The 20,564-nt window shown below is 59.9% G+C and carries 17 protein-coding genes; 14 read left to right on the forward strand and 3 right to left on the reverse strand.

Translation table 11 applies throughout. From position 1 onward, the window contains the following. From sucD to HNQ72_RS20560, 7 genes are all read left to right on the forward strand, one after another. Positions 1-906: a succinate--CoA ligase subunit alpha gene (gene sucD / locus HNQ72_RS20530; protein ID WP_183828398.1), complete on the forward strand. Its 906-nt coding sequence runs from the start codon at positions 1-3 to the stop codon at positions 904-906. Positions 907-1,116: 210 nt separating this feature from the next. Further along, complete coding sequence (locus HNQ72_RS20535) at positions 1,117-4,116, forward strand: 2-oxoglutarate dehydrogenase E1 component (protein WP_183994812.1); 3,000 nt, start codon at positions 1,117-1,119, stop codon at positions 4,114-4,116. 60 nt (positions 4,117-4,176) lie between these two features. Continuing rightward, positions 4,177-5,409 (forward strand): 2-oxoglutarate dehydrogenase complex dihydrolipoyllysine-residue succinyltransferase, encoded by a 1,233-nt coding sequence (odhB, locus tag HNQ72_RS20540; RefSeq protein WP_183994814.1) that lies wholly within the window; start codon positions 4,177-4,179, stop codon positions 5,407-5,409. A 30-nt stretch (positions 5,410-5,439) separates the two neighbouring features. Then, a complete protein-coding gene (locus tag HNQ72_RS20545) occupies positions 5,440-5,853 on the forward strand; it encodes an MAPEG family protein (RefSeq protein WP_148148162.1) in 414 nt (137 codons plus the stop codon). Between the two features lie 12 nt (positions 5,854-5,865). After that, entirely contained in the window at positions 5,866-6,507 is a 642-nt protein-coding gene (locus HNQ72_RS20550; RefSeq protein WP_183994816.1) for a LysE family transporter, read from the forward strand. A gap of 62 nt (positions 6,508-6,569) precedes the next feature. Continuing rightward, the gene (gene lpdA / locus HNQ72_RS20555) at positions 6,570-7,976 is read left to right on the forward strand and encodes a dihydrolipoyl dehydrogenase (protein WP_183994817.1); all 1,407 of its coding nucleotides are present in this window, start codon (positions 6,570-6,572) and stop codon (positions 7,974-7,976) included. Between the two features lie 111 nt (positions 7,977-8,087). After that, positions 8,088-8,582 carry a cytochrome b gene (locus tag HNQ72_RS20560; RefSeq protein WP_183994820.1) on the forward strand — a complete coding sequence of 165 codons (495 nt, stop codon included), beginning with the start codon at positions 8,088-8,090 and terminating at the stop codon, positions 8,580-8,582. 77 nt (positions 8,583-8,659) lie between these two features. Here the strand turns inward: HNQ72_RS20560 and HNQ72_RS20565 are convergent, their stop codons facing one another. From HNQ72_RS20565 to HNQ72_RS20575, 3 genes are all read right to left on the reverse strand, one after another. Then, a complete protein-coding gene (locus HNQ72_RS20565) occupies positions 8,660-9,685 on the reverse strand; it encodes a TraB/GumN family protein (protein WP_183994821.1) in 1,026 nt (341 codons plus the stop codon). Positions 9,686-9,798: 113 nt separating this feature from the next. Beyond that, positions 9,799-10,866: a TraB/GumN family protein gene (locus HNQ72_RS20570; RefSeq protein ID WP_183994823.1), complete on the reverse strand. Its 1,068-nt coding sequence runs from the start codon at positions 10,864-10,866 to the stop codon at positions 9,799-9,801. 95 nt (positions 10,867-10,961) lie between these two features. After that, positions 10,962-11,897, reverse strand: a complete 936-nt coding sequence (locus HNQ72_RS20575) for a tyrosine recombinase XerC (RefSeq protein WP_183994825.1) — start codon at positions 11,895-11,897, stop codon at positions 10,962-10,964. 137 nt (positions 11,898-12,034) lie between these two features. On the opposite strand from HNQ72_RS20575, the gene HNQ72_RS20580 reads away from it, so the two are divergent. The 7 genes from HNQ72_RS20580 to atpD all read left to right on the forward strand — a co-directional run bounded on the left by HNQ72_RS20580 (position 12,035) and on the right by atpD (position 20,484). Further along, a complete protein-coding gene (locus HNQ72_RS20580) occupies positions 12,035-12,964 on the forward strand; it encodes a GNAT family N-acetyltransferase (protein ID WP_183994827.1) in 930 nt (309 codons plus the stop codon). Positions 12,965-13,018: 54 nt separating this feature from the next. After that, a complete protein-coding gene (locus HNQ72_RS20585) occupies positions 13,019-15,256 on the forward strand; it encodes a primosomal protein N' (RefSeq protein ID WP_183994829.1) in 2,238 nt (745 codons plus the stop codon). 122 nt (positions 15,257-15,378) lie between these two features. After that, on the forward strand, positions 15,379-15,762 hold the full coding sequence (locus HNQ72_RS20590; protein ID WP_183994831.1) for an AGROH133_08824 family phage infection protein: 384 nt from the start codon (positions 15,379-15,381) through the stop codon (positions 15,760-15,762). 261 nt (positions 15,763-16,023) lie between these two features. After that, complete coding sequence (locus HNQ72_RS20595; RefSeq protein WP_183994833.1) at positions 16,024-16,590, forward strand: F0F1 ATP synthase subunit delta; 567 nt, start codon at positions 16,024-16,026, stop codon at positions 16,588-16,590. Next, complete coding sequence (atpA, locus tag HNQ72_RS20600; RefSeq protein WP_148148173.1) at positions 16,590-18,119, forward strand: F0F1 ATP synthase subunit alpha; 1,530 nt, start codon at positions 16,590-16,592, stop codon at positions 18,117-18,119. The genes HNQ72_RS20595 and atpA overlap by 1 nt, the downstream gene beginning before the upstream one ends. 32 nt (positions 18,120-18,151) lie before the next feature. After that, a complete protein-coding gene (locus tag HNQ72_RS20605; protein WP_183994835.1) occupies positions 18,152-19,030 on the forward strand; it encodes a F0F1 ATP synthase subunit gamma in 879 nt (292 codons plus the stop codon). Positions 19,031-19,053: 23 nt separating this feature from the next. After that, positions 19,054-20,484, forward strand: a complete 1,431-nt coding sequence (gene atpD / locus HNQ72_RS20610; RefSeq protein WP_183994837.1) for a F0F1 ATP synthase subunit beta — start codon at positions 19,054-19,056, stop codon at positions 20,482-20,484. Positions 20,485-20,564 lie beyond the last annotated feature (80 nt).

Raw genomic sequence — 20,564 nt, forward strand, 5'->3', positions numbered from 1 at the left:
ATGTCTATTCTCGTCAATAAAGACACCAAGATCCTCGTTCAGGGCCTGACCGGCAAGACCGGCACGTTCCACACCGAACAGGCGCTTGCTTACTACGGCACCAAGATGGTCGGCGGTATCCACCCGAAGAAGGGTGGCGAAACCTGGTCGTCGGGCGTCGACGGCACGGCGCTGCCGATCTTTGCTTCGGTTGCCGAAGCCAAGGAACGCACCGGTGCAGATGCGACCGTGATCTACGTTCCGCCGGCAGGTGCTGCCGACGCAATCATCGAAGCGATCGAAGCCGAAGTCCCGTTCATCACCTGCATCACCGAGGGTATCCCGGTCATGGACATGGTGCGCGTCAAGGCCAAGCTCGACAAGTCGAAGTCGCGTCTTCTCGGCCCGAACTGCCCGGGCGTTCTGACGCCGGAAGAATGCAAGATCGGCATCATGCCGGGCTCGATCTTCCGCAAGGGTTCGGTCGGTATCGTTTCGCGCTCCGGCACGCTGACCTACGAAGCCGTTTTCCAGACGTCCAACGAAGGCCTCGGCCAGACGACGGCTGTCGGCATCGGCGGCGACCCGGTCAAGGGCACCGAATTCATCGACATGCTGGAAATGTTCCTCGCGGACGAAGCCACCCAGTCGATCATCATGATCGGCGAAATCGGCGGTTCGGCTGAAGAAGATGCAGCCCAGTTCCTGATCGACGAAGCCAAGAAGGGCCGCAAGAAGCCGATGGCAGGCTTCATCGCCGGCCGTACGGCTCCGAAGGGCCGCACCATGGGTCACGCTGGCGCTGTCGTTTCCGGCGGCAAGGGCGATGCGGAATCCAAGATCGCAGCCATGGAAGCAGCAGGCATCAAGGTTTCGCCTTCGCCGGCACGCCTCGGCAAGACGCTGGTTGAAGTCCTCAAGGGCTAAACCACATTAAGGTCACTCGCCGCCGATAGACAGGCGGCGATGGACCTCTAGGTTTCAGACCCGCAGGCAGATGCTTTTTTGCCTGTGGGCGAACCGTCACAAGACGGCGCCGCAAAGCGGCAATACGAGACGACACACAGAGAATGCGGAACCGTCGAGGTCTTCGGTTCCGACCACGTGAGGAGGCGGGCGCGGCGCCCGCAATAGGCCATGTCCCGGCAAGAAGCCAACGAGCAGTTTCTGATCACTTCGTTCCTAGATGGCGCGAACGCCGTCTATATCGAACAACTTTATGCCAATTACGAAGCCGACCCGAATTCGGTTTCCGAAGAATGGCAGGCCTTTTTCAAGGCCCTGGCCGACAGCCCCGAAGACGTGAAGAAGGCAGCGCAGGGCGCTTCCTGGAAGCGTTCGAACTGGCCGATCGCAGCCGGTGGCGACCTTGTTTCCGCTCTCGACGGCAACTGGCCGGTAGTGGAAAAGGCAATCGAAACCAAGGTCAAGGCAAAGGCTGAAGCCGCTGCTGCTGCCAAGGGTGCTGTCGTCAACGAAGCCGACGTTCATCAGGCGAGCCGCGACAGCGTGCGCGCCATCATGATGATCCGCGCCTACCGCATGCGCGGCCACCTGCATGCCAAGCTCGATCCGCTCGGCATCGCAAGCCCGGTCGAGGATTATAACGAACTGTCGCCGAAGTCCTATGGCTTCGAAGAGAGCGATTACGATCGCAAGATCTTCATCGACAACGTTCTGGGCATGGAATACGCGACCGTTCGCGAGATGATCGCGATCCTCGAGCGCACCTATTGCTCGACGATCGGCGTCGAATTCATGCATATGTCGAGCCCGGAAGAAAAGGCCTGGATCCAGGAACGGATCGAAGGTCCGGACAAGGGCGTAGCCTTCACCCCGGAAGGCAAGAAGGCCATCCTTTCCAAGCTGATTGAAGGCGAAGGCTACGAGCAGTTCCTCGACGTCAAGTTCAAGGGCACCAAGCGTTTCGGCCTCGATGGCGGCGAAGCACTGATCCCGGCGCTCGAACAGATCATCAAGCGCGGCGGCCAGCTGGGTCTTGAAGAAGTCATCGTCGGCATGGCTCACCGCGGCCGTCTGAACGTTCTGACCAACGTCATGGGCAAGCCGCACCGCGCCGTGTTCCACGAGTTCAAGGGCGGTTCGTTCAAGCCTGACGAAGTCGAAGGTTCGGGTGACGTGAAGTACCATCTCGGTGCCTCTTCCGACCGCGAATTCGACGGCAACAAGGTTCACCTGTCGCTGACCGCCAACCCGTCCCACCTCGAGATCGTCAACCCGGTCGTCATGGGCAAGGCCCGCGCCAAGCAGGACATGCTGGCCAAGGTCTGGGAAAAGGACAACATCATCCCGCTCTCCGAGCGCTCCAAGGTTCTGCCGCTGCTCCTGCACGGCGATGCGGCCTTTGCGGGCCAGGGCGTGGTTGCCGAAATCCTCGGCCTTTCCGGTCTGCGCGGTCACCGCGTTGCCGGCACGATGCACGTCATCATCAACAACCAGATCGGCTTCACCACCAATCCTGGCTTCTCGCGTTCGTCGCCTTATCCGTCGGACGTTGCCAAGATGATCGAAGCGCCGATCTTCCACGTCAACGGCGACGATCCGGAAGCGGTTACCTATGCCGCCAAGGTTGCGACCGAATACCGGATGAAGTTCCACAAGCCGGTCGTGCTCGACATGTTCTGCTACCGTCGCTTCGGCCATAACGAAGGCGACGAGCCGGCGTTCACCCAGCCGAAGATGTACAAGGTCATCCGCGCCCACAAGGCCGTGGCCGAGATCTATGCCGAACGTCTGGTCGGCGAAGGCGTGATCACCGACGCCGAATTCGACAAGATGAAGGCCGACTGGCGCGCGCATCTCGACGCCGAGTTCGAAGCCGGCCAGGCCTACAAGCCGAACAAGGCCGACTGGCTGGACGGCCAGTGGTCTGGTCTGCGTTCTGCCGACGATGCCGACGAGCAGCGTCGCGGCAAGACCTCGATGCCGATGAAGAGCCTCAAGGAAATCGGTCGCAAGCTGTCGACCATTCCGGAAGGTTTCAACGCGCACCGCACGATCAAGCGCTTCATGGAAAACCGTGCGCAGATGGTCGAGACCGGCGAAGGCCTCGACTGGGCAATGGCGGAAGCATTCGCTTTCGGTTCGCTCTGCGTAGAAGGCACGAAGATCCGTCTTTCCGGCCAGGATTGCGAACGCGGCACCTTCTCGCAGCGTCACTCGGTTCTCTACGATCAGGACACCGAAGAGCGCTACATCCCGCTGTCGAACCTGCAGCCGGGCCAGGGCAAGTATGAAGTGATCAACTCCATGCTGTCGGAAGAAGCCGTTCTCGGTTTCGAATACGGCTACTCGCTGGCCCGTCCGAACGCGCTGACCCTCTGGGAAGCCCAGTTCGGCGACTTCGCCAACGGTGCGCAGGTCGTGTTCGACCAGTTCATCTCGTCGGGCGAACGCAAGTGGCTGCGCATGTCCGGTCTCGTCTGCCTTCTGCCGCATGGTTATGAAGGTCAGGGTCCGGAACATTCGTCGGCTCGCTTGGAACGCTTCCTGCAGCTCTGCGCGGAAGACAACATGCAGGTCGCTAACGTCACGACGCCGGCTAACTACTTCCACATCCTGCGCCGTCAGGTGAAGCGCGACTTCCGCAAGCCGCTGATCCTGATGACGCCGAAGTCCTTGCTGCGCCACAAGCGTGCAACGTCTTCGCTGGCCGAACTGGCGGGCGAAAGCTCGTTCCACCGCCTGCTGTGGGACGATGCCGAAGTCATCAAGGACGGCCCGATCAAGCTGCAGAAGGATGCCAAGATCCGTCGCGTCGTGATGTGCTCGGGCAAGGTCTATTACGACCTTCTCGAAGAGCGCGAAAAGCGCGGCATCGACGACGTCTACCTGCTGCGTATCGAGCAGCTCTACCCGTTCCCGGCCAAGGCTCTGATCAACGAGCTGTCGCGCTTCAAGAACGCGGAAATGGTCTGGTGCCAGGAAGAGCCGAAGAACATGGGCGCCTGGTCGTTCATCGACCCTTACCTGGAATGGGTCCTGGCGCATATCGATGCCAAGTATCAGCGCGTCCGCTACACGGGCCGCCCGGCAGCAGCATCGCCTGCAACGGGCCTGATGTCGAAGCATCTGGCACAGCTGGAAGCCTTCCTCGAAGACGCTCTCGGCGGCTGATTTTTCAGCCGTCTACCCTCATTCATTCGAAACGAAATCTGACAAAAACGGAAACAGATCATGGCCACCGAAATCCGCGTCCCAACCCTCGGCGAGTCCGTCAGCGAGGCGACCGTCGGCACCTGGTTCAAGAAGGTCGGCGATACGGTCAAGGCCGATGAGCCGCTGGTCGAACTGGAAACCGACAAGGTTACCGTCGAAGTTCCGGCCCCGGCCTCCGGCGTCCTGACCGAAATCGTTGCCCAGAACGGCGAGACCGTCGGTCTCGACGCGCTGCTCGGCCAGATCGCAGAAGGCGCTGCCGGCACGGCTGCTGCCGCTCCTGCTGCAAAGCCTGCCGAAGCCGCTCCGGCACCTGCTGCTGCAGCACCGGCTGCCGCTGCTCCTGCTGGTGGTTCTTCCATGCCGGCCGCTCCGGCTGCCGCCAAGGTTGCTGCCGACGCCAACATCTCGACCGCCGATATCGACGGTTCGGGCAAGCGCGGCCAGGTTCTGAAGGGCGACGTTCTTGCCGCCATCGCCAAGGGCTCGTCCGCTCCGGCACCGGCTGCCGTTCCGGCTGCTCCGCGCGCGGTTTCCTCGGCCGAGGATGCGCCTCGCGAAGAGCGCGTGAAGATGACCCGTCTGCGCCAGACGATCGCCAAGCGCCTCAAGGATGCACAGAACACCGCCGCCATGCTGACCACCTATAACGAGGTGGACATGAAGGCGGTCATGGACCTGCGCAACCGCTACAAGGACGTGTTCGAGAAGAAGCATGGCGTCAAGCTCGGCTTCATGGGCTTCTTCACCAAGGCCGTTACCCACGCCCTGAAGGAACTGCCGGCCGTCAACGCCGAAATCGACGGCACCGACATCATCTACAAGAACTACTGCCACGTCGGCATGGCCGTCGGCACCGACAAGGGCCTCGTCGTTCCGGTCATCCGTGACGCCGACCAGCGCTCGATCGCCGGCGTCGAAAAGGAACTCGGCCGTCTTGCCAAGGCAGCGCGCGACGGTTCGCTTTCGATGGCCGACATGCAGGGCGGTACGTTCACCATCACCAATGGTGGCGTCTACGGTTCGCTGATGTCCTCGCCGATCCTCAATGCTCCGCAGTCGGGTATCCTCGGCATGCACAAGATCCAGGAGCGCCCGGTCGTCGTCGGCGGCCAGATCGTCATTCGCCCGATGATGTATCTCGCGCTCTCCTACGATCACCGCATCGTCGACGGCAAGGAAGCGGTCACCTTCCTCGTTCGCGTCAAGGAAAGCCTGGAAGATCCGGAACGCCTGGTTCTCGATCTCTAAGCCTTACGTCCTGATCTAAGGGAGAGCAGCATGGAACCCGCTTCGGCAAATGCAACCCATCTCGTGGTCGTGCTTTGTCTGAGCGTGGTCCTGCTGCTCTTTCATATTCTGCTGCAGGGATTTCTGGCCACGCGTGAACTGGGTTCCAAATGGAATGCCGGACCGCGCGACGAGGATATCGCGCCGAAGAATGCAGCGGCCGGGCGTGCTGCACGCGCCTCGAAGAATTATCAGGAAACCTATCCGGCCTTTATCGGCCTGCTTCTCGGGCTTGCCTTTATCGGCGACCCGACCGGGCTTGGCATCGGCGGCGCCTGGGTGTGGCTGATCGCGCGGATTGCCTATGTTCCGCTCTATCTGGCGGGCATTCCCTATGTCCGCTCGATGGTCTGGCTCCTGAGCCTTGCCGGACTGCTGATCATGATGGCCGCGCTGCTGCTCTGAGGGATATTCAACATGCATGCCTATATGATCGAACTGATCTCGCTGATGGCGATCTTCTCCTTCGCGATCGTTTCGCCGGGTGCGGATCTCGCCATGGTGATGCGGCAGGCTTTGGTCCATGGCCGCCGACAGGCGATCATCACCAGCTTCGGGATCGGCACGGCCTTGATGTTCCATGTCAGCTATACCATCCTCGGCCTCGGGCTGATCATCTCGCAGTCGGTCTATCTGTTCAACATCGTCAAATGGCTGGGCGTTGCTTATCTGATCTATATCGGCGTCAAGGCGCTGAAGGCTGGCCGGACCGAGATTACCGTTTCGGCGGAGGCGCAGGGCGAGACACCACGGAAGCAGTCTGCGGCGAAGGCATTCATGCTTGGTTTCGCGGCCAATGCGCTCAATCCGAAGGCCGTTTTCTTCTTCCTGTCGATCTTCTCGACCATCGTCAGCGCCCATACGCCGATGGCGATCAAGTTCGGCTACGGGACAGTGATGGCGACCTGCCTGATCATCTGGTTCGTGGGCGTCAGCGCGTTCATGACGACGCCGCGCATGCGGGCGGCATTTTCGCGCGCCAGCAAGTGGATCGATCGGACCAGCGGCGTGGTATTCATCGCGCTCGGAATTAAACTCGCAACTGAAAAAGCGGCCTGAGGGCCATTCTCGAAACGCTGGCGGGAATGAGCCTGCCAAAACCAGAAATCAGGAATTAGAACATGGCTTATGATGTCGTCGTTATCGGAAGCGGTCCCGGTGGTTATGTCTGCGCAATCAAGGCAGCGCAGCTCGGCCTCAAGGTCGCTGTCGTCGAAAAGCGCGCCACCTATGGCGGCACCTGCCTGAATGTCGGCTGCATTCCGTCCAAGGCTCTGCTGCACGCGTCGGAAATGTTCCATCAGGTCGCCCACGGCGTCGATACGCTCGGCGTTGAAGTTGCCGCTCCGACGCTCAACCTTACCAAGATGATGGCGCACAAGGATGCGACCATCAAGTCGAACACCGATGGCGTTGCCTTCCTGTTCAAGAAGAACAAGATCGACGGCTTTATCGGCACTGGCAAGATCGTTGCCGCTGGCAAGGTTTCCGTCACCGGCGAAGACGGCAAGGTGCAGGAACTGGAGACGAAGAACATCGTCATCGCCACCGGTTCTGACGTTGCCGGCATTCCGGGCGTCAATGTCGAGATCGACGAGAAGGTCATCGTCTCCTCGACCGGTGCAATCTCGCTGGAAAAAGTTCCGCAGAACATGATCGTCGTGGGCGGCGGTGTCATCGGTCTGGAACTCGGCTCGGTCTGGATGCGCCTCGGCGCCAAGGTCACTGTCATCGAATATCTCGACAAGCTGCTCGGTGCGATGGATGCCGACGTGTCCAAGCAGTTCCAGCGGATGATCGCCAAGCAGGGCATGGATATCCGCACCGAAGCCAAGGTCACCGCCGTCGAAAAGACCGCGACCGGCGCCAAGGTTACCTATGAGCCGGTCAAGGGTGGTGATGCCGTCACCGTCGAAGCCGACGTGGTGCTGATCTCCACCGGCCGCAAGCCCTATACCGAAGGTCTCGGGCTGGAAGCTGCAGGCGTCGCACTCGACAATCGCGGTCGCGTCGAAATCGACCATGGCTTCAAGACCAATGTTGCCGGCATCTATGCGATCGGCGACGTGGTGAAGGGCCCGATGCTGGCGCACAAGGCGGAAGACGAAGGCGTTGCTCTCGCCGAAATCCTTTCCGGCCAGCATGGTCACGTGAACTATGACGTCATTCCTGGCGTCGTCTACACCCAGCCGGAAGTCGCTTCGGTCGGCAAGACCGAAGAGGAACTGAAGGCTGCAGGCGTCGCCTACAAGGTCGGCAAGTTCCCGTTCACCGCCAACGGCCGCGCCCGCGCCATGCTGGCGACCGACGGTTTCGTCAAGATCCTCGCCGACAAGGAAACCGACCGGGTTCTCGGCGGTCACATCGTCGGCTTCGGCGCCGGCGAGATGATCCACGAGATCACGGTGCTGATGGAATTCTCCGGTTCGTCGGAAGATCTCGGCCGTACCTGCCACGCGCATCCGACCATGTCGGAAGCCGTCAAGGAAGCAGCCCTGTCGACTTTCGCCAAGCCGATCCATATGTAATCGGTCCGAATATCAGAGATGCGAAAGGCGGGATCATCATGGTCCCGCCTTTTTCTTTTGCGCATCCGTCCTAAACTTCATGTCTATTGCTCACTCAGGAAGGTGACGGACATGAAGACCGCATTCTCTCTGTCGCAGCGCATCCTGCATTGGCTGATGGCCGTGCTGATCCTGTTCAATCTTCTGTTTTCCGATGCGATGACGGTGTTCGGAGAACTGTATTTCGGTGACAAGCCGATTCCGCCCGACATCATGACCTCGGCGAATATCCATGCCTATGTCGGGATCGCGATCCTGGTGCTGGCGCTGACACGGCTCTGTCTTCGCATCGCGACGGGTGCTCCGCCGCATCCGCCGGAAGAGCCAGCCTTTTCGCGCATCGTTGCGACGATCACCCATTGGGCTCTCTACGCAATGTTCATCATCATGCCGCTTGCGGGGATCGGGGCCTTCTATTTCAAGAACAGCATGGCGGCATTTGCCCATATCGGCTGGATGAAGACGGTCCTGTGGGTACTTATCTGCCTGCACATTCTCGGCGTGCTCGTGCATCAGTTTTATTGGAAGACCAATATCCTGCGCCGGATGACGAGCGGGCGGACGTGATTTAGAATTTCGGCAGCCTCAAGTCTACAGACACTGTCTTCGATCTCATCGGAGGAGTTGGACATGATCGCAAATGGTCAGATCGCAGGCGTGACTTTGAAGCCCTGTTTTCTGAATAGCTCGACCAGGCCGTCGTCTCCTTGGACATGAAGCGCACCAACGGCGATGAAGGCGTTGCCGTCCTGCAGGAATGGCTTGGCTCTGTCCGCCATGGTGTGGTTTCGCCGGGTGATGACCTCGTCTTCGAATTCCGCGAAACTGTCAGCCGCCATCGTCGTGTCGTTTTGGGAAAACCATCTCAAAAGCGGTGCTAGTGGCCTGATATCACTGCTTAAATAGAGCCTGAGCATTGTCTCATCGATGTTCGCGAACTGCTCGGGATGGGCGATAGCAGAGATGAGGTTCTTTACCTGTGCCTCGAGCGACATCTTGTTCAGAGCGCCGTATTGCTCCTCCAGTGTCTCCAGACCTTTCAGGGGTATGTTGTTCTCGATGGCATCAAGTGCCAGCTGCTGATCCAGAACCGGTGTTCTGTCTTTGGCGCGTGATTGCTCACAGGCCGAGGCAACGATGCTGGTGACCATCCAGGGCCTCAGATAGTTTACCGCCGAAAGCGGTGCGCCCCTCGCCGTCAGGGCCGTATCGACGACGCCGCGCTGCTCTGGAGTCAGAAAATCTTCGATGCGCTTGCCAGCGGGCATCATCATCATATCCGGCTTGGTGAAGGCCAGAAGGCGGGCCTTGCCGAGTTCCAGCAGCTGGTCGGATTCCAGGACAATGACCTTGGCCTTGAGATGCGCCTTCTTGACGGTGTGGGGTAGTTTGATCACCCGCGGATCCGACACATGCATCGTGCCAAACAGGTAGGACGGTTTGACGCCGCGTTTCTCGATCTTCCAGAAGAGGCCTCGCGCATTCGGTATCTTGCGGCCTTCGGCAAGAATCTGGTCGTAGGTCTTGCGGTCCTCGCGTTTCATTTTCGCGAGGAGATCGATCCCGCCGCATGATACCGGCTCGGCGTTGGCAATAGTGGACAGGCCAAGAAGAAGGCAGAGACTGGCGGCCAGGAAAACAAGGTTACGATGCAATATATGTGCGAACATGGGAACCGTCGAAAGAGCTGCTAATATAGCTTTCAGGCTCCGAACCATCGTAGAGTTTTCCAGCCGGTGCAATGACCAAATCTCACTGCTCCGGGCCGAGCGTCAAAAAGTATCTAGTCGGCTTTCGATAGGGTGAAACCCTGTTTGCGCAGCAGTTCCACCAGGCCGTCCTTGCCCGGCAGGTGAAGGGCGCCGACGGCCATGAAGACGTTGCCTTCGCCGAGGATAGGTGCTGCGCGTTCGGCCATGAGGTGGTTGCGCTTCGTCACGATCAGTTCCTCAAACTCGGCATAACCGGCATTGTCGCCGCCGTCAGGCGCAACCTGCTTCAGGAAAGGCATGGTGAAGCCGATCTCGCCAGTGAGATAGAGCTGCGTCATCGTCTCAAAAACGTCATCCATTTTCGGGCCGAGCTTGATCGTTTCGACAAGCGACTTCAAATGCATCTCGGTCGGGATAGAAGCCATGGCGGTGAGCTGTTCGGCGAGCGTTTCCAGGCCTTTGACCGGTTTTCCCTCGGCTGCGGCATCGAGCGCGATGCGCTTGTCGAGAAAGGCAGTGTTTCCCTTGCGGGCGAGTTCGCAGGCCGGCAGCGACACGAGCGACATCAGCATCCAGGGCTGCATGCGCGAGACGGTCGCCAGCGGAACGCCGCGCTTCTTCAATCCTTCTTCGAGCACGGCAAGATCATCCGGCTTCATCAGCTTTTCGATCGTGTTGCCGTTGGTCAGCATGGTCAGTTCCGGCTTGGCGAGAATGCCGGCCATGGCCTTTTTGTCATCAAGGATCTCGTTGGATTCGATGATAATAGTCTTCGCATCGGCAAGCGCCTTGTCGGCTCCGGGCGGCATCTTGAGGACGCGTGGATCGGTGACATGCATGGTGCCGAGCAGATATGAGGTGGCGACGCCCGGCTTTTCTATTCTCCAGAAAATTCCCTTGGCGTTCGGGACCGTTTCGGCTTCCGCAAGCGCCTTGGCATAAGCATCCGGATTTTCTGATCTCATCTCGTCGACGAGATTAACGCCATTGCAGGCTTCTTCCTGTGCATCGGCGGATGACAACATGCCGAGGATGAGGATCAGCGAAGCGAGGGCCGCGACATGCAGCAATGCGAGCAGCCAGAGAGCAAAACCCTGCAGGCGTTCGAAAAGGGGGCTCTCGAGGAATGAAGAATTCATGTCATGGATCCGGATTAATCGGCCCAAAATGTATCACTGCCGCTTCGATAGGTACTTAACGAGGCTGGTTAATGTTCGGTTCACAAGCCTCTGCCTTACGCGCGTGGGTGTGCGCGGTCGTAGACTTCCAGCAGGCGCGAGGTATCGACGCCGGTATAGACCTGTGTCGTTGACAGGCTGGCATGGCCGAGCAGTTCCTGGATGGTGCGCAGGTCGCCGCCGCCGGCCAGCAGATGGGTGGCGAAAGAGTGGCGCAGCGCATGGGGCGTTGCCGTATCCGGCAGGCCGAAGGCGCTTCTCAATTTCTGCATTTGCCGCTGGATGATCGCCGGCTGCAACGGGCCTCCACGTGCGCCTCGAAAGAGAGGCTTTTCGTCGGTGAGATGGTAAGGGCAGATATCGCGATAACGGGTCACGGCTTCGGCGACGACGGGCAGGAGCGGCACGATGCGGGTCTTGCCTCCCTTACCCTTGATCCGCAGCGTTTTGGTGCCAGGCTCGATCTCACCGGGGAGAAGCCCGAGCGCTTCGGAGATACGCAGGCCGCAGCCATAAAGCAGCGCCAGCACGGCGGCGTCGCGTGCTGCGATCCAGGGCTCATCCTGAAGCTGGGTTTCGGTCGTGGTCAGGCTGGTCGCCTGCCGGTCGCTGAGCGGCTTGGGAAGCGATTTCGGCTGTTTTGGCGCACGCACCGCGCCGGCTGCTGCGGCATTCACCAGGCCCTGGCGTTCCATGTAGCTCAGGAAGGAACGGAGGCCTGCAAGGTAGCGGCCGAGCGACCGGGAGCCTGAACCGTCACGACGGCGGGCAGCGAGGAATGAGCGCAGATCTGCCGGGCGAAGCGTGCGGATGTCGGAAATCTTCGGCGGGCCGGCGAGATGGCCGGTCAGGAAGGTGAGGAATTGCCTCGTGTCGCGCTCATAGGCATCGAGCGTGTTGGGCGACAGCCGGCGCTCGCTTTTCAGGCTTTCCAGCCATTCATGGCGCTTGGCGGCAAGATCGGGCGCGGCGATGATCAGCAGTTCGTTCAAACGTCTCGACCGTTGATTTTGGTGGAAAGGAGCACCAGATTGCTACCGACAGCGTTACGGAAATACTAAGCCGGCGCCATCTGACAAAGTTATATCATACAGGGCTGCCACAAAGTTGCCCTGCGCAAGGAGTTTGTATGGCCCGCCGTGACAATTCGACGACCTTCAGTCAATTCGCGGAGACCATTACCCTCAACTCTCGCGGCCGGCCGGGCCATATCGTCGACACGCTGATCGGCGAGCGCGGCCAGCGCATCGTCGGCAGCCCGTTCTGGCCGGTCATCCGGCCGTTTCTCTACACTCTGTTGCGCTATGGAAAAGCGATCGAATTCGCCGATGACGTGGCACCGAAAAGCGGGTTCCAGTGCTTCGAATATATGAGCGATCTGCTGAAACTTGAGATCGAGGCGCGGAATGTCGAGCGCATTCCGGAAAAGGGCGGGTTTATTCTGGTCAGCAACCATCCGACAGGCATTGCCGACGGGGTTGCGGTCTTCGATCTGTTGAAGGCGAAGCGGCCGGACCTGATGGTGTTTGCCAATCGCGATGCGGTGCGCGTCAATCCGCGCTTTGCCGAGATGATCATTCCGGTGGAATGGCGCGAGGAATACAAGAGCAAGCTGAAGACCCGCGAGACGCTGGTTCTGACGAACAAGGCGGTCGAGGACGGCAAGGTGATGGTGCTGTTTCCGTCCGGCCGCATCGCCTATTGGGAAGGCGGCAAGCTCAACGAGCGGCCGTGGAAGACATCAGCCGTCAGTCTGGCGCGCAAATACAATCTACCGATCCTGCCGATCCATATCACGGCGCGCAATTCCGGCCTGTTCTACTGGTTCGCCAAGTGGTCGACCGAGTTGCGCGACATGACTGTGTTCTACGAGCTGCTCAACAAAAAGGGCAACCGGTTCGATTTCACCGTGGGTCACATGATCCAGCCGGAGGAGCTGGAGGGCGATCCGGCGGAAGTGACCAAGGCACTGGAGAATCATACGGTTTTCGACCTGGCCAGGGATGGCGATGCTCGTTTCGAGTTCCAGACCGTGCCGCCTCTTGCCGCCACGGCCTGATTTTCTTCATCTGACTGTTCACTTTTGTTCCGTCTTTCGGCATGGTCGCCGCGCATGGGCAAGGATTCTTCTGACATGATGGCTTCGCTGTTCGGTGACGCGCTTTTGCCGTCGCCGAAACCGGTTCGCGTCGTGCCGGTTCTGGTGCCGCTGCCGGTTCCAGTTGCCTATAGTTATGCAGTGCCTGAGGGCATGCATGTCGAGCCGGGTTCCGTCGTACAGGTACCGGTCGGGCCGCGGCAGGTGATCGGCGTCGTCTGGGACGGCGAAAACGACGAACGTCTCGATCCCAAAAAGCTTAGGCCGATCACGCTCGTGTTCGATTGCCCGCCTTTGTCGAAGGACATGCGCGATTTCGTCGACTGGGTGTCTGCCTATACATTGTCTCCGCCCGGCCTTGTCGCCCGCATGGCGATCCGCGCACCGGCTGCACTCGATCCCGAGCCGATGGTGGAGGGCCTGCGTTACCTTGGCGGCGAGCCGGATCGGTTGACGCCGGCAAGAACGCGTGTGCTCGATCTGGCGAAGGAACAGGACGTTCCCTGGACGCGCAGCGGCATGGCAAATGCCGCCGGCGTGTCGCTGAGCGTCATCGACGGGCTTATCAAGCAGGGGATGTTCGACACTGTCTTTCTGCCTCCGCCGCCCGTGGTGGCGCGGCCGGAGCCGGATTACATCGCGCCGCGCATTGAGGGGCCGCAGAAATATGCGGCCGAAGAGATCGTCAGTTCCATCAAGGCGGGCGGGTTTGCCGCCTCGCTGATCGATGGCGTTACGGGTTCGGGCAAGACGGAGGTCTATTTCGAAGCGGTGGCCGAAACTTTGCGGCGCGGCAAGCAGGTGATGATCCTGTTGCCGGAAATCGCGCTGACGCCGGCTTTTCTCGAACGGTTCGAGCAGCGGTTCGGGGCAAAGCCAGCCGAATGGCATTCGGATCTTTCCCCGCGCATGCGCGAAAAGGTCTGGCGCGGGGTGGTGACGGGTGAGGTGAGGGTGGTTGCCGGTGCCCGCTCCGCGCTGTTTTTGCCATTCGAAGAGCTTGGCCTCATCATCGTCGATGAAGAGCATGACCCTGCCTACAAGCAGGAAGATCGTGTTTTCTACAATGCCCGCGACATGGCGGTGGTGAGGGCCAGAATCGGCGATTTTCCGGTCGTGCTGGTGTCCGCCACGCCATCGGTGGAAAGCCAGGTCAACGGATTGTCGGGACGTTACAATCTGGTGCAGCTGCCGACCCGTTTCGGCGATGCGGCATTGCCCGACCTGCATCTGATCGACATGCGTCGGCATCCGCCCGAGCGCGGCGGGTTTCTGTCGCCGCTGCTTTTGAGGGCGATGGCGCGGACGCTGGAGAAAAAGGAGCAGTCGCTGCTGTTCCTCAATCGTCGCGGTTATGCGCCGCTGACGCTCTGCCGGGTGTGCGGCCACCGGTTCCAGTGTCCGCAATGTTCGAGCTGGCTGGTCGAGCACCGGTTCAGAAACCAGATCCAGTGCCATCAATGCGGTTATCACCAGCCAACGCCGGAAGCCTGCCCGGAATGCGGCACGCTCGATCATCTGGTTGCCTGCGGGCCAGGCGTGGAACGTATCGCCGAAGAGGTCGAGAAGCATTTTCCCGATGCGCGCACGATCGTCATGTCTTCCGACATTCTCGGCGGCGTGAAGCGCATGCGGCTGGAGCTTGAAGCGATCGCCAAGGGGGATGTCGATATCGTCATCGGCACCCAGCTTGTCGCCAAGGGGCACAACTTTCCGCTGATGACGCTGGTCGGCATCGTCGATGCGGATCTCGGCCTGTCGAACGGTGACCCGCGGGCGGCCGAGCGGACATTCCAGCTGCTCAGCCAGGTGACAGGGCGCGCCGGGCGTACGGGCCTGAAAAGCCATGGCCTGATCCAGACATTCCAGCCGATGCATCCGGTGATGCAGGCGATCGTCTCCGGTGATTCCACCGCGTTTTACGAGCGCGAGATCAATGAGCGCGAGAAGGCGCTTTTGCCGCCGTTCGGGCGGCTGGCATCGCTGATCGTTTCTGCCGACACGCGGGCCGACGCGGAAAACCATGCCCGCGGGTTGCGCGCCGCCGCCCCACATGTTTCCGGCATTGCTGTGCTCGGGCCGGCCGAAGCGCCGATCGCGCTCGTTCGTGGTCGTTATCGCTTCCGCCTGCTGGTTCATGGGCGGCGGAATTCCGACATGCAGGCATTTTTGAAATCGATGCTTAGCAACGGCCCCAAGGCACGCGGAACCGTGCAGGTCCAGCTTGACGTCGACCCGCAGAGTTTTCTCTAGCCTGCCGGTTTTGACGCTTCTCGCATCTTTCATAAAATGCGATGCATGCGTTATTAGGACCAATCTTTGCGACTTGTTTACCCTGTTGGCTAGAATCAGTGCGATTCGAGGGGTGCGACGGCATGGAATTCTACTTCCCAACTGAACTGAACGAACAGATCGCTTTTCTCGGCTGTGCCGTAACGGCGTTGCTTGGCCTATTCATCTTTCTGCTTCCCGGCTCCTGCCTGCGTCTCTCCGCCTTTCAGATCGGAGAGATCAGGCCGGAGGGGTATGGCTCGGTCAGGGCCGCGGGCGCTCGCTACATCGGTCTTGGCGTTTTGCCGATCCTGCTTGCACAGGAATGGTTCTATATGGCGACCGGGGTGGTGCTTGCGCTTGGCGCGCTGGGCCGACTGGTTTCGATCTTCGTGGATCGCGGCGTAACGCCGCAGAATATTGCGTTTTTTCTACTTGAGGGTGTACTGTCTCTCGCGCCGCTCGCCTACGTGTTTGGCTACATCTAATGTCGCATATCGCCGCGCCCGAATGCCGATGGCCCGGATTTGCTGGCGAAAGCCGCAAATAATCTCTGCATCGCCTTGTGGGTGCGGCTTTTTCGGCGTCTCGGCGTGTTGCGAGTCCCTACATCCTATGCTAGACGAACCGCGAACGTCGGAAACGGCGAGCGGAGGCTCTGCGGGTTCTGATGGAAATTCAATAAATTTCAAGGTCTTGTCCGATCGTCATTTTCGGACTTGGTGCTTGGGGTGTAATTCAGGGAAACTATGCCTGTGGCCGAGACATCCCCGCTTATTTCCGGTGTCGCGGAGCGTTACGCTCTGTCGCTATTCGAGCTTGCATCGGAGACCGGTTCGATTGATGCCGTCGGTGCCGATCTTGATCGGTTCCAAGCGCTGATGGACGAAAGTGAAGACTTGCGGCGCCTCGTGGCGAGCCCGGTCTTTTCTGCAGATGAGCAGCAGAAGGCGGTCAGCGCCATTGCTGCAAAGGCCGGTCTTTCTGTGACCGTTTTGAATTTCCTCAAAGTTGTGGCTGGCAATCGCCGCCTCTTCGCTCTGCCGGGCATGATCCGCGCCTACCGCGCGATCGCTGCTGAGCATCGCGGTGAAATTTCCGCCGAAGTCACTTCGGCTCATGCGTTGACTGCAACGCAGGAAAAAGAACTTAAGTCGGCGCTGAAGGGCGTAACCGGCAAGGACGTAACCATCGCCGTTACGATCGATCCGTCGATCCTCGGCGGCCTCATCGTCAAGGTCGGTTCGCGTCAAATCGATACGTCCCTTCGCACCAAACTTTCCACCCTTAAGCTTGCATTGAAAGAGGTCGGCTGATGGATATCCGTGCAGCGGAAATTTCCGCAATTCTCAAGGACCAGATCAAGAATTTCGGCCAGGATGCCGAAGTTTCGGAAGTCGGCCAGGTTCTTTCCGTTGGTGACGGCATCGCCCGCGTCTACGGTCTCGACAACGTGCAGGCTGGTGAAATGGTCGAGTTTCCGGGCGGGATCCGGGGCATGGCTCTGAACCTCGAATCCGACAATGTCGGCGTGGTTATCTTCGGTTCCGACCGTTCGATCAAAGAAGGCGACACCGTCAAGCGGACCGGCGCCATCGTTGACGTTCCGGTTGGTCCGGAACTGCTCGGCCGCGTCGTTGACGCGCTCGGCAACCCGATCGACGGCAAGGGCCCGATCAACGCGACCCGTCGTTCGCGTGTCGACGTCAAGGCTCCCGGCATCATTCCGCGCAAGTCGGTTCATGAGCCGATGTCGACCGGCCTCAAGGCCATCGACGCCCTGATCCCGGTTGGCCGTGGCCAGCGCGAACTCGTCATCGGCGACCGCCAGACCGGCAAGACCGCCATCATTCTCGACGCGTTCCTGAACCAGAAGCCGATCCACGACAACGGTCCGGAAAACGACAAGCTGTTCTGCGTGTACGTTGCTATCGGCCAGAAGCGTTCGACCGTTGCCCAGTTCGTCAAGGTTCTCGAAGAGCGCGGCGCACTTCAGTACTCGATCGTTATCGCTGCTACCGCTTCGGACCCGGCTCCGATGCAGTATCTTGCACCGTTCGCCGGTGCAGCCATGGGCGAATATTTCCGCGACAACAGCCAGCACGCGCTGATCGCGTATGACGACCTTTCCAAGCAGGCCGTCGCATACCGTCAGATGTCTCTGCTTCTGCGTCGTCCTCCGGGCCGCGAAGCTTATCCGGGCGACGTCTTCTATCTGCACTCGCGTCTTCTCGAGCGCGCTGCCAAGCTCTCCGACGAGCGCGGCGCCGGTTCGCTGACGGCTCTGCCGGTCATCGAAACCCAGGGTAACGACGTTTCGGCCTTCATTCCGACCAACGTGATCTCGATCACCGACGGCCAGATCTTCCTCGAAACCGACCTGTTCTACCAGGGTATCCGTCCGGCCGTTAACGTCGGTCTGTCGGTTTCCCGTGTTGGCTCGGCCGCTCAGGTCAAGGCGATGAAGCAGGTTGCCGGTTCGATCAAGGGCGAGCTTGCCCAGTATCGCGAAATGGCCGCGTTCGCACAGTTCGGTTCCGACCTCGACGCCTCGACGCAGCGCCTCTTGAACCGCGGTGCACGTCTGACGGAACTCCTGAAGCAGCCGCAGTTCTCGCCGCTCAAGACGGAAGAACAGGTTGCGGTGATCTTCGCAGGCGTCAACGGTTACCTCGACAAGATCGCGGTTTCCGATGTCGGCAAGTTCGAACAGGGTCTGCTCTCCTACCTCCGTTCGGAAGGCAAGGCAGTTCTCGACACGATCCGCACCGAGAAGCAGATCTCGGACGACACGAAGGCGAAGCTCAAGTCGGCGCTCGACGCCTATTCGAAGTCTTTCGCCTAAAAGTACGGATCTAGCTTAAGGACCGATAACGGATGCCTTCACTTAAGGATCTGAAAAACCGGATCGCCTCCGTCAAGGCGACGCAGAAGATCACCAAGGCGATGAAAATGGTCGCCGCGGCGAAGCTGCGTCGTGCGCAGGAAGCGGCCGAAGCCGCCCGTCCTTACGCAGAGCGGATGAACAAGGTATTGGCCAGCCTTTCGGCTGCCAACGCCGGCAATGCGGGTGCACCGCTTCTGCTTTCCGGCACCGGCAAGGATCAGGTTCATCTCCTGGTCGTTGCCACCGGCGAGCGCGGCCTTGCCGGCGGTTTCAACTCCTCGATCATTCGTCTGGCGCGCGATCATGCCTTGAAGCTCATCGCGCAGGGCAAGACAGTCAAGATCCTGACGGTCGGCCGCAAGGGCAATGACGTTCTGCGTCGTTCGTTCAAGGACAATATTGTTCACTACATCACCTTCCGCGAAGTGAAGCAGCTCGGTTTCGTCCAGGCTGATGAAGTCGCGGGCAAGGTGCTGGACATGTTCAATGCCGGTGAATTCGACGTTGCGACGCTGTTCTTTGCACGCTTCCAGTCGGTGATCTCGCAGGTCGCGACCGCGCAGCAGATCATTCCCGCCAAGTTCGAGGCGGCTGCTACGGATGCTGCTGCGCCTGTGTTCTACGAATACGAACCGAGCGAAGAAGAAATCCTTGAAGAACTGCTGCCGAAGAACATCGCAGTCCAGATTTTCCGGGCACTGCTCGAAAACAACGCTTCCTTCTACGGTGCGCAGATGTCCGCTATGGACAACGCAACGCGCAACGCTGGTGACATGATCAACAAGCTGACGCTGTCCTACAACCGTCAGCGCCAGGCACAGATCACCAAGGAACTCATCGAAATCATTTCGGGCGCGGAAGCGCTCTGACCGAAAAGAAGAGGGTAAGAATCATGGCTACCGCAACGGGCTCGTCCCTCGGCAAAGTGACCCAGGTTATCGGCGCTGTCGTAGACGTCGCGTTCGACGGCGAACTGCCGGCGATCCTCAACGCACTCGAGACCGAGAACAACGGCAACCGCCTGGTTCTCGAAGTCGCGCAGCACCTTGGTGAAAACCAGGTCCGCACCATCGCCATGGACTCGACCGAAGGTCTCGTCCGCGGCCAGAAGGTCACGGACACGGGCGCTCCGATCTCGGTTCCGGTCGGCGATCAGACGCTCGGCCGTATCATGAACGTCATCGGCGAGCCGGTTGACGAAGCTGGTCCGCTGGACCGCTCCACGCTGCGCGCCATCCACCAGGACGCTCCCTCCTATGTCGAGCAGTCGACGGAAGGCCAGATCCTGGTTACCGGTATCAAGGTCGTCGACCTTCTCGCTCCTTACGCAAAGGGCGGTAAGATCGGCCTGTTCGGCGGCGCCGGCGTTGGCAAGACCGTTCTGATCATGGAACTGATCAACAACGTCGCCAAGGCGCACGGCGGTTACTCCGTATTCGCCGGCGTTGGTGAGCGTACCCGTGAAGGTAACGACCTTTACCACGAAATGATCGAATCGGGCGTCAACAAGCACGGCGGCGGCGAAGGCTCCAAGGCTGCGCTGGTTTACGGCCAGATGAACGAACCGCCGGGCGCACGCGCTCGCGTTGCTCTGACCGGTCTGACGATCGCTGAAGACTTCCGCGACAAGGGCCAGGACGTTCTGTTCTTCGTCGACAACATCTTCCGCTTCACCCAGGCTGGTTCGGAAGTGTCGGCTCTGCTCGGCCGTATTCCTTCGGCCGTTGGTTATCAGCCGACGCTTGCTACCGACATGGGTCAGATGCAGGAACGCATCACCACGACGACGACGGGCTCGATCACCTCGGTTCAGGCCATCTACGTTCCCGCCGACGACTTGACCGACCCGGCACCGGCAACCTCGTTCGCCCACCTGGACGCAACGACGGTTCTGTCGCGCTCGATCGCTGAAAAGGGTATCTACCCGGCCGTCGACCCGCTCGACTCGACCTCGCGCATGCTCGACCCGCTGGTTGTCGGCGAAGAGCATTACGAGATCGCCCGTAAGGTTCAGACGACGCTGCAGCGCTACAAGTCGCTGCAGGACATCATCGCCATCCTCGGCATGGACGAACTGTCCGAAGAGGACAAGATGACTGTTGCCCGCGCCCGCAAGATCGAGCGCTTCCTGAGCCAGCCGTTCTTCGTCGCTGAAGTCTTCACCGGTTCGCCGGGCAAGCTGGTTGCTCTCGAAGACACGATCAAGGGCTTCAAGGGTCTCGTCAACGGCGACTACGACCACCTGCCGGAAGCTGCCTTCTACATGGTCGGCTCCATCGAAGAAGCGATGGAAAAGGCAAAGAAGCTGGCTGAAGCCGCTTAATTAGAAATTGTAACGGCGCGCCGGATATTTCGGCGCGTCATTCCTGCATAAGACACGCAAGCCCACGTTAAGATATTCAT

Origin of the sequence: Aliirhizobium wenxiniae, from assembly GCF_014201355.1 — a bacterium.
GTDB lineage: Bacteria > Pseudomonadota > Alphaproteobacteria > Rhizobiales > Rhizobiaceae > Neorhizobium > Neorhizobium wenxiniae.

Coding starts and splice junctions, on each gene's coding strand:
- sucD (WP_183828398.1), top strand. CDS start 1: ATGTCTATTCTCGTCAATAAAGACACCAAGATCCTCGTTCAGGGCCTG.
- HNQ72_RS20535 (WP_183994812.1), top strand. CDS start 1,117: ATGTCCCGGCAAGAAGCCAACGAGCAGTTTCTGATCACTTCGTTCCTA.
- odhB (WP_183994814.1), top strand. CDS start 4,177: ATGGCCACCGAAATCCGCGTCCCAACCCTCGGCGAGTCCGTCAGCGAG.
- HNQ72_RS20545 (WP_148148162.1), top strand. CDS start 5,440: ATGGAACCCGCTTCGGCAAATGCAACCCATCTCGTGGTCGTGCTTTGT.
- HNQ72_RS20550 (WP_183994816.1), top strand. CDS start 5,866: ATGCATGCCTATATGATCGAACTGATCTCGCTGATGGCGATCTTCTCC.
- lpdA (WP_183994817.1), top strand. CDS start 6,570: ATGGCTTATGATGTCGTCGTTATCGGAAGCGGTCCCGGTGGTTATGTC.
- HNQ72_RS20560 (WP_183994820.1), top strand. CDS start 8,088: ATGAAGACCGCATTCTCTCTGTCGCAGCGCATCCTGCATTGGCTGATG.
- HNQ72_RS20565 (WP_183994821.1), bottom strand. CDS start 9,685: ATGTTCGCACATATATTGCATCGTAACCTTGTTTTCCTGGCCGCCAGT.
- HNQ72_RS20570 (WP_183994823.1), bottom strand. CDS start 10,866: ATGAATTCTTCATTCCTCGAGAGCCCCCTTTTCGAACGCCTGCAGGGT.
- HNQ72_RS20580 (WP_183994827.1), top strand. CDS start 12,035: ATGGCCCGCCGTGACAATTCGACGACCTTCAGTCAATTCGCGGAGACC.
- HNQ72_RS20585 (WP_183994829.1), top strand. CDS start 13,019: ATGGGCAAGGATTCTTCTGACATGATGGCTTCGCTGTTCGGTGACGCG.
- HNQ72_RS20590 (WP_183994831.1), top strand. CDS start 15,379: ATGGAATTCTACTTCCCAACTGAACTGAACGAACAGATCGCTTTTCTC.
- HNQ72_RS20595 (WP_183994833.1), top strand. CDS start 16,024: ATGCCTGTGGCCGAGACATCCCCGCTTATTTCCGGTGTCGCGGAGCGT.
- atpA (WP_148148173.1), top strand. CDS start 16,590: ATGGATATCCGTGCAGCGGAAATTTCCGCAATTCTCAAGGACCAGATC.
- HNQ72_RS20605 (WP_183994835.1), top strand. CDS start 18,152: ATGCCTTCACTTAAGGATCTGAAAAACCGGATCGCCTCCGTCAAGGCG.
- atpD (WP_183994837.1), top strand. CDS start 19,054: ATGGCTACCGCAACGGGCTCGTCCCTCGGCAAAGTGACCCAGGTTATC.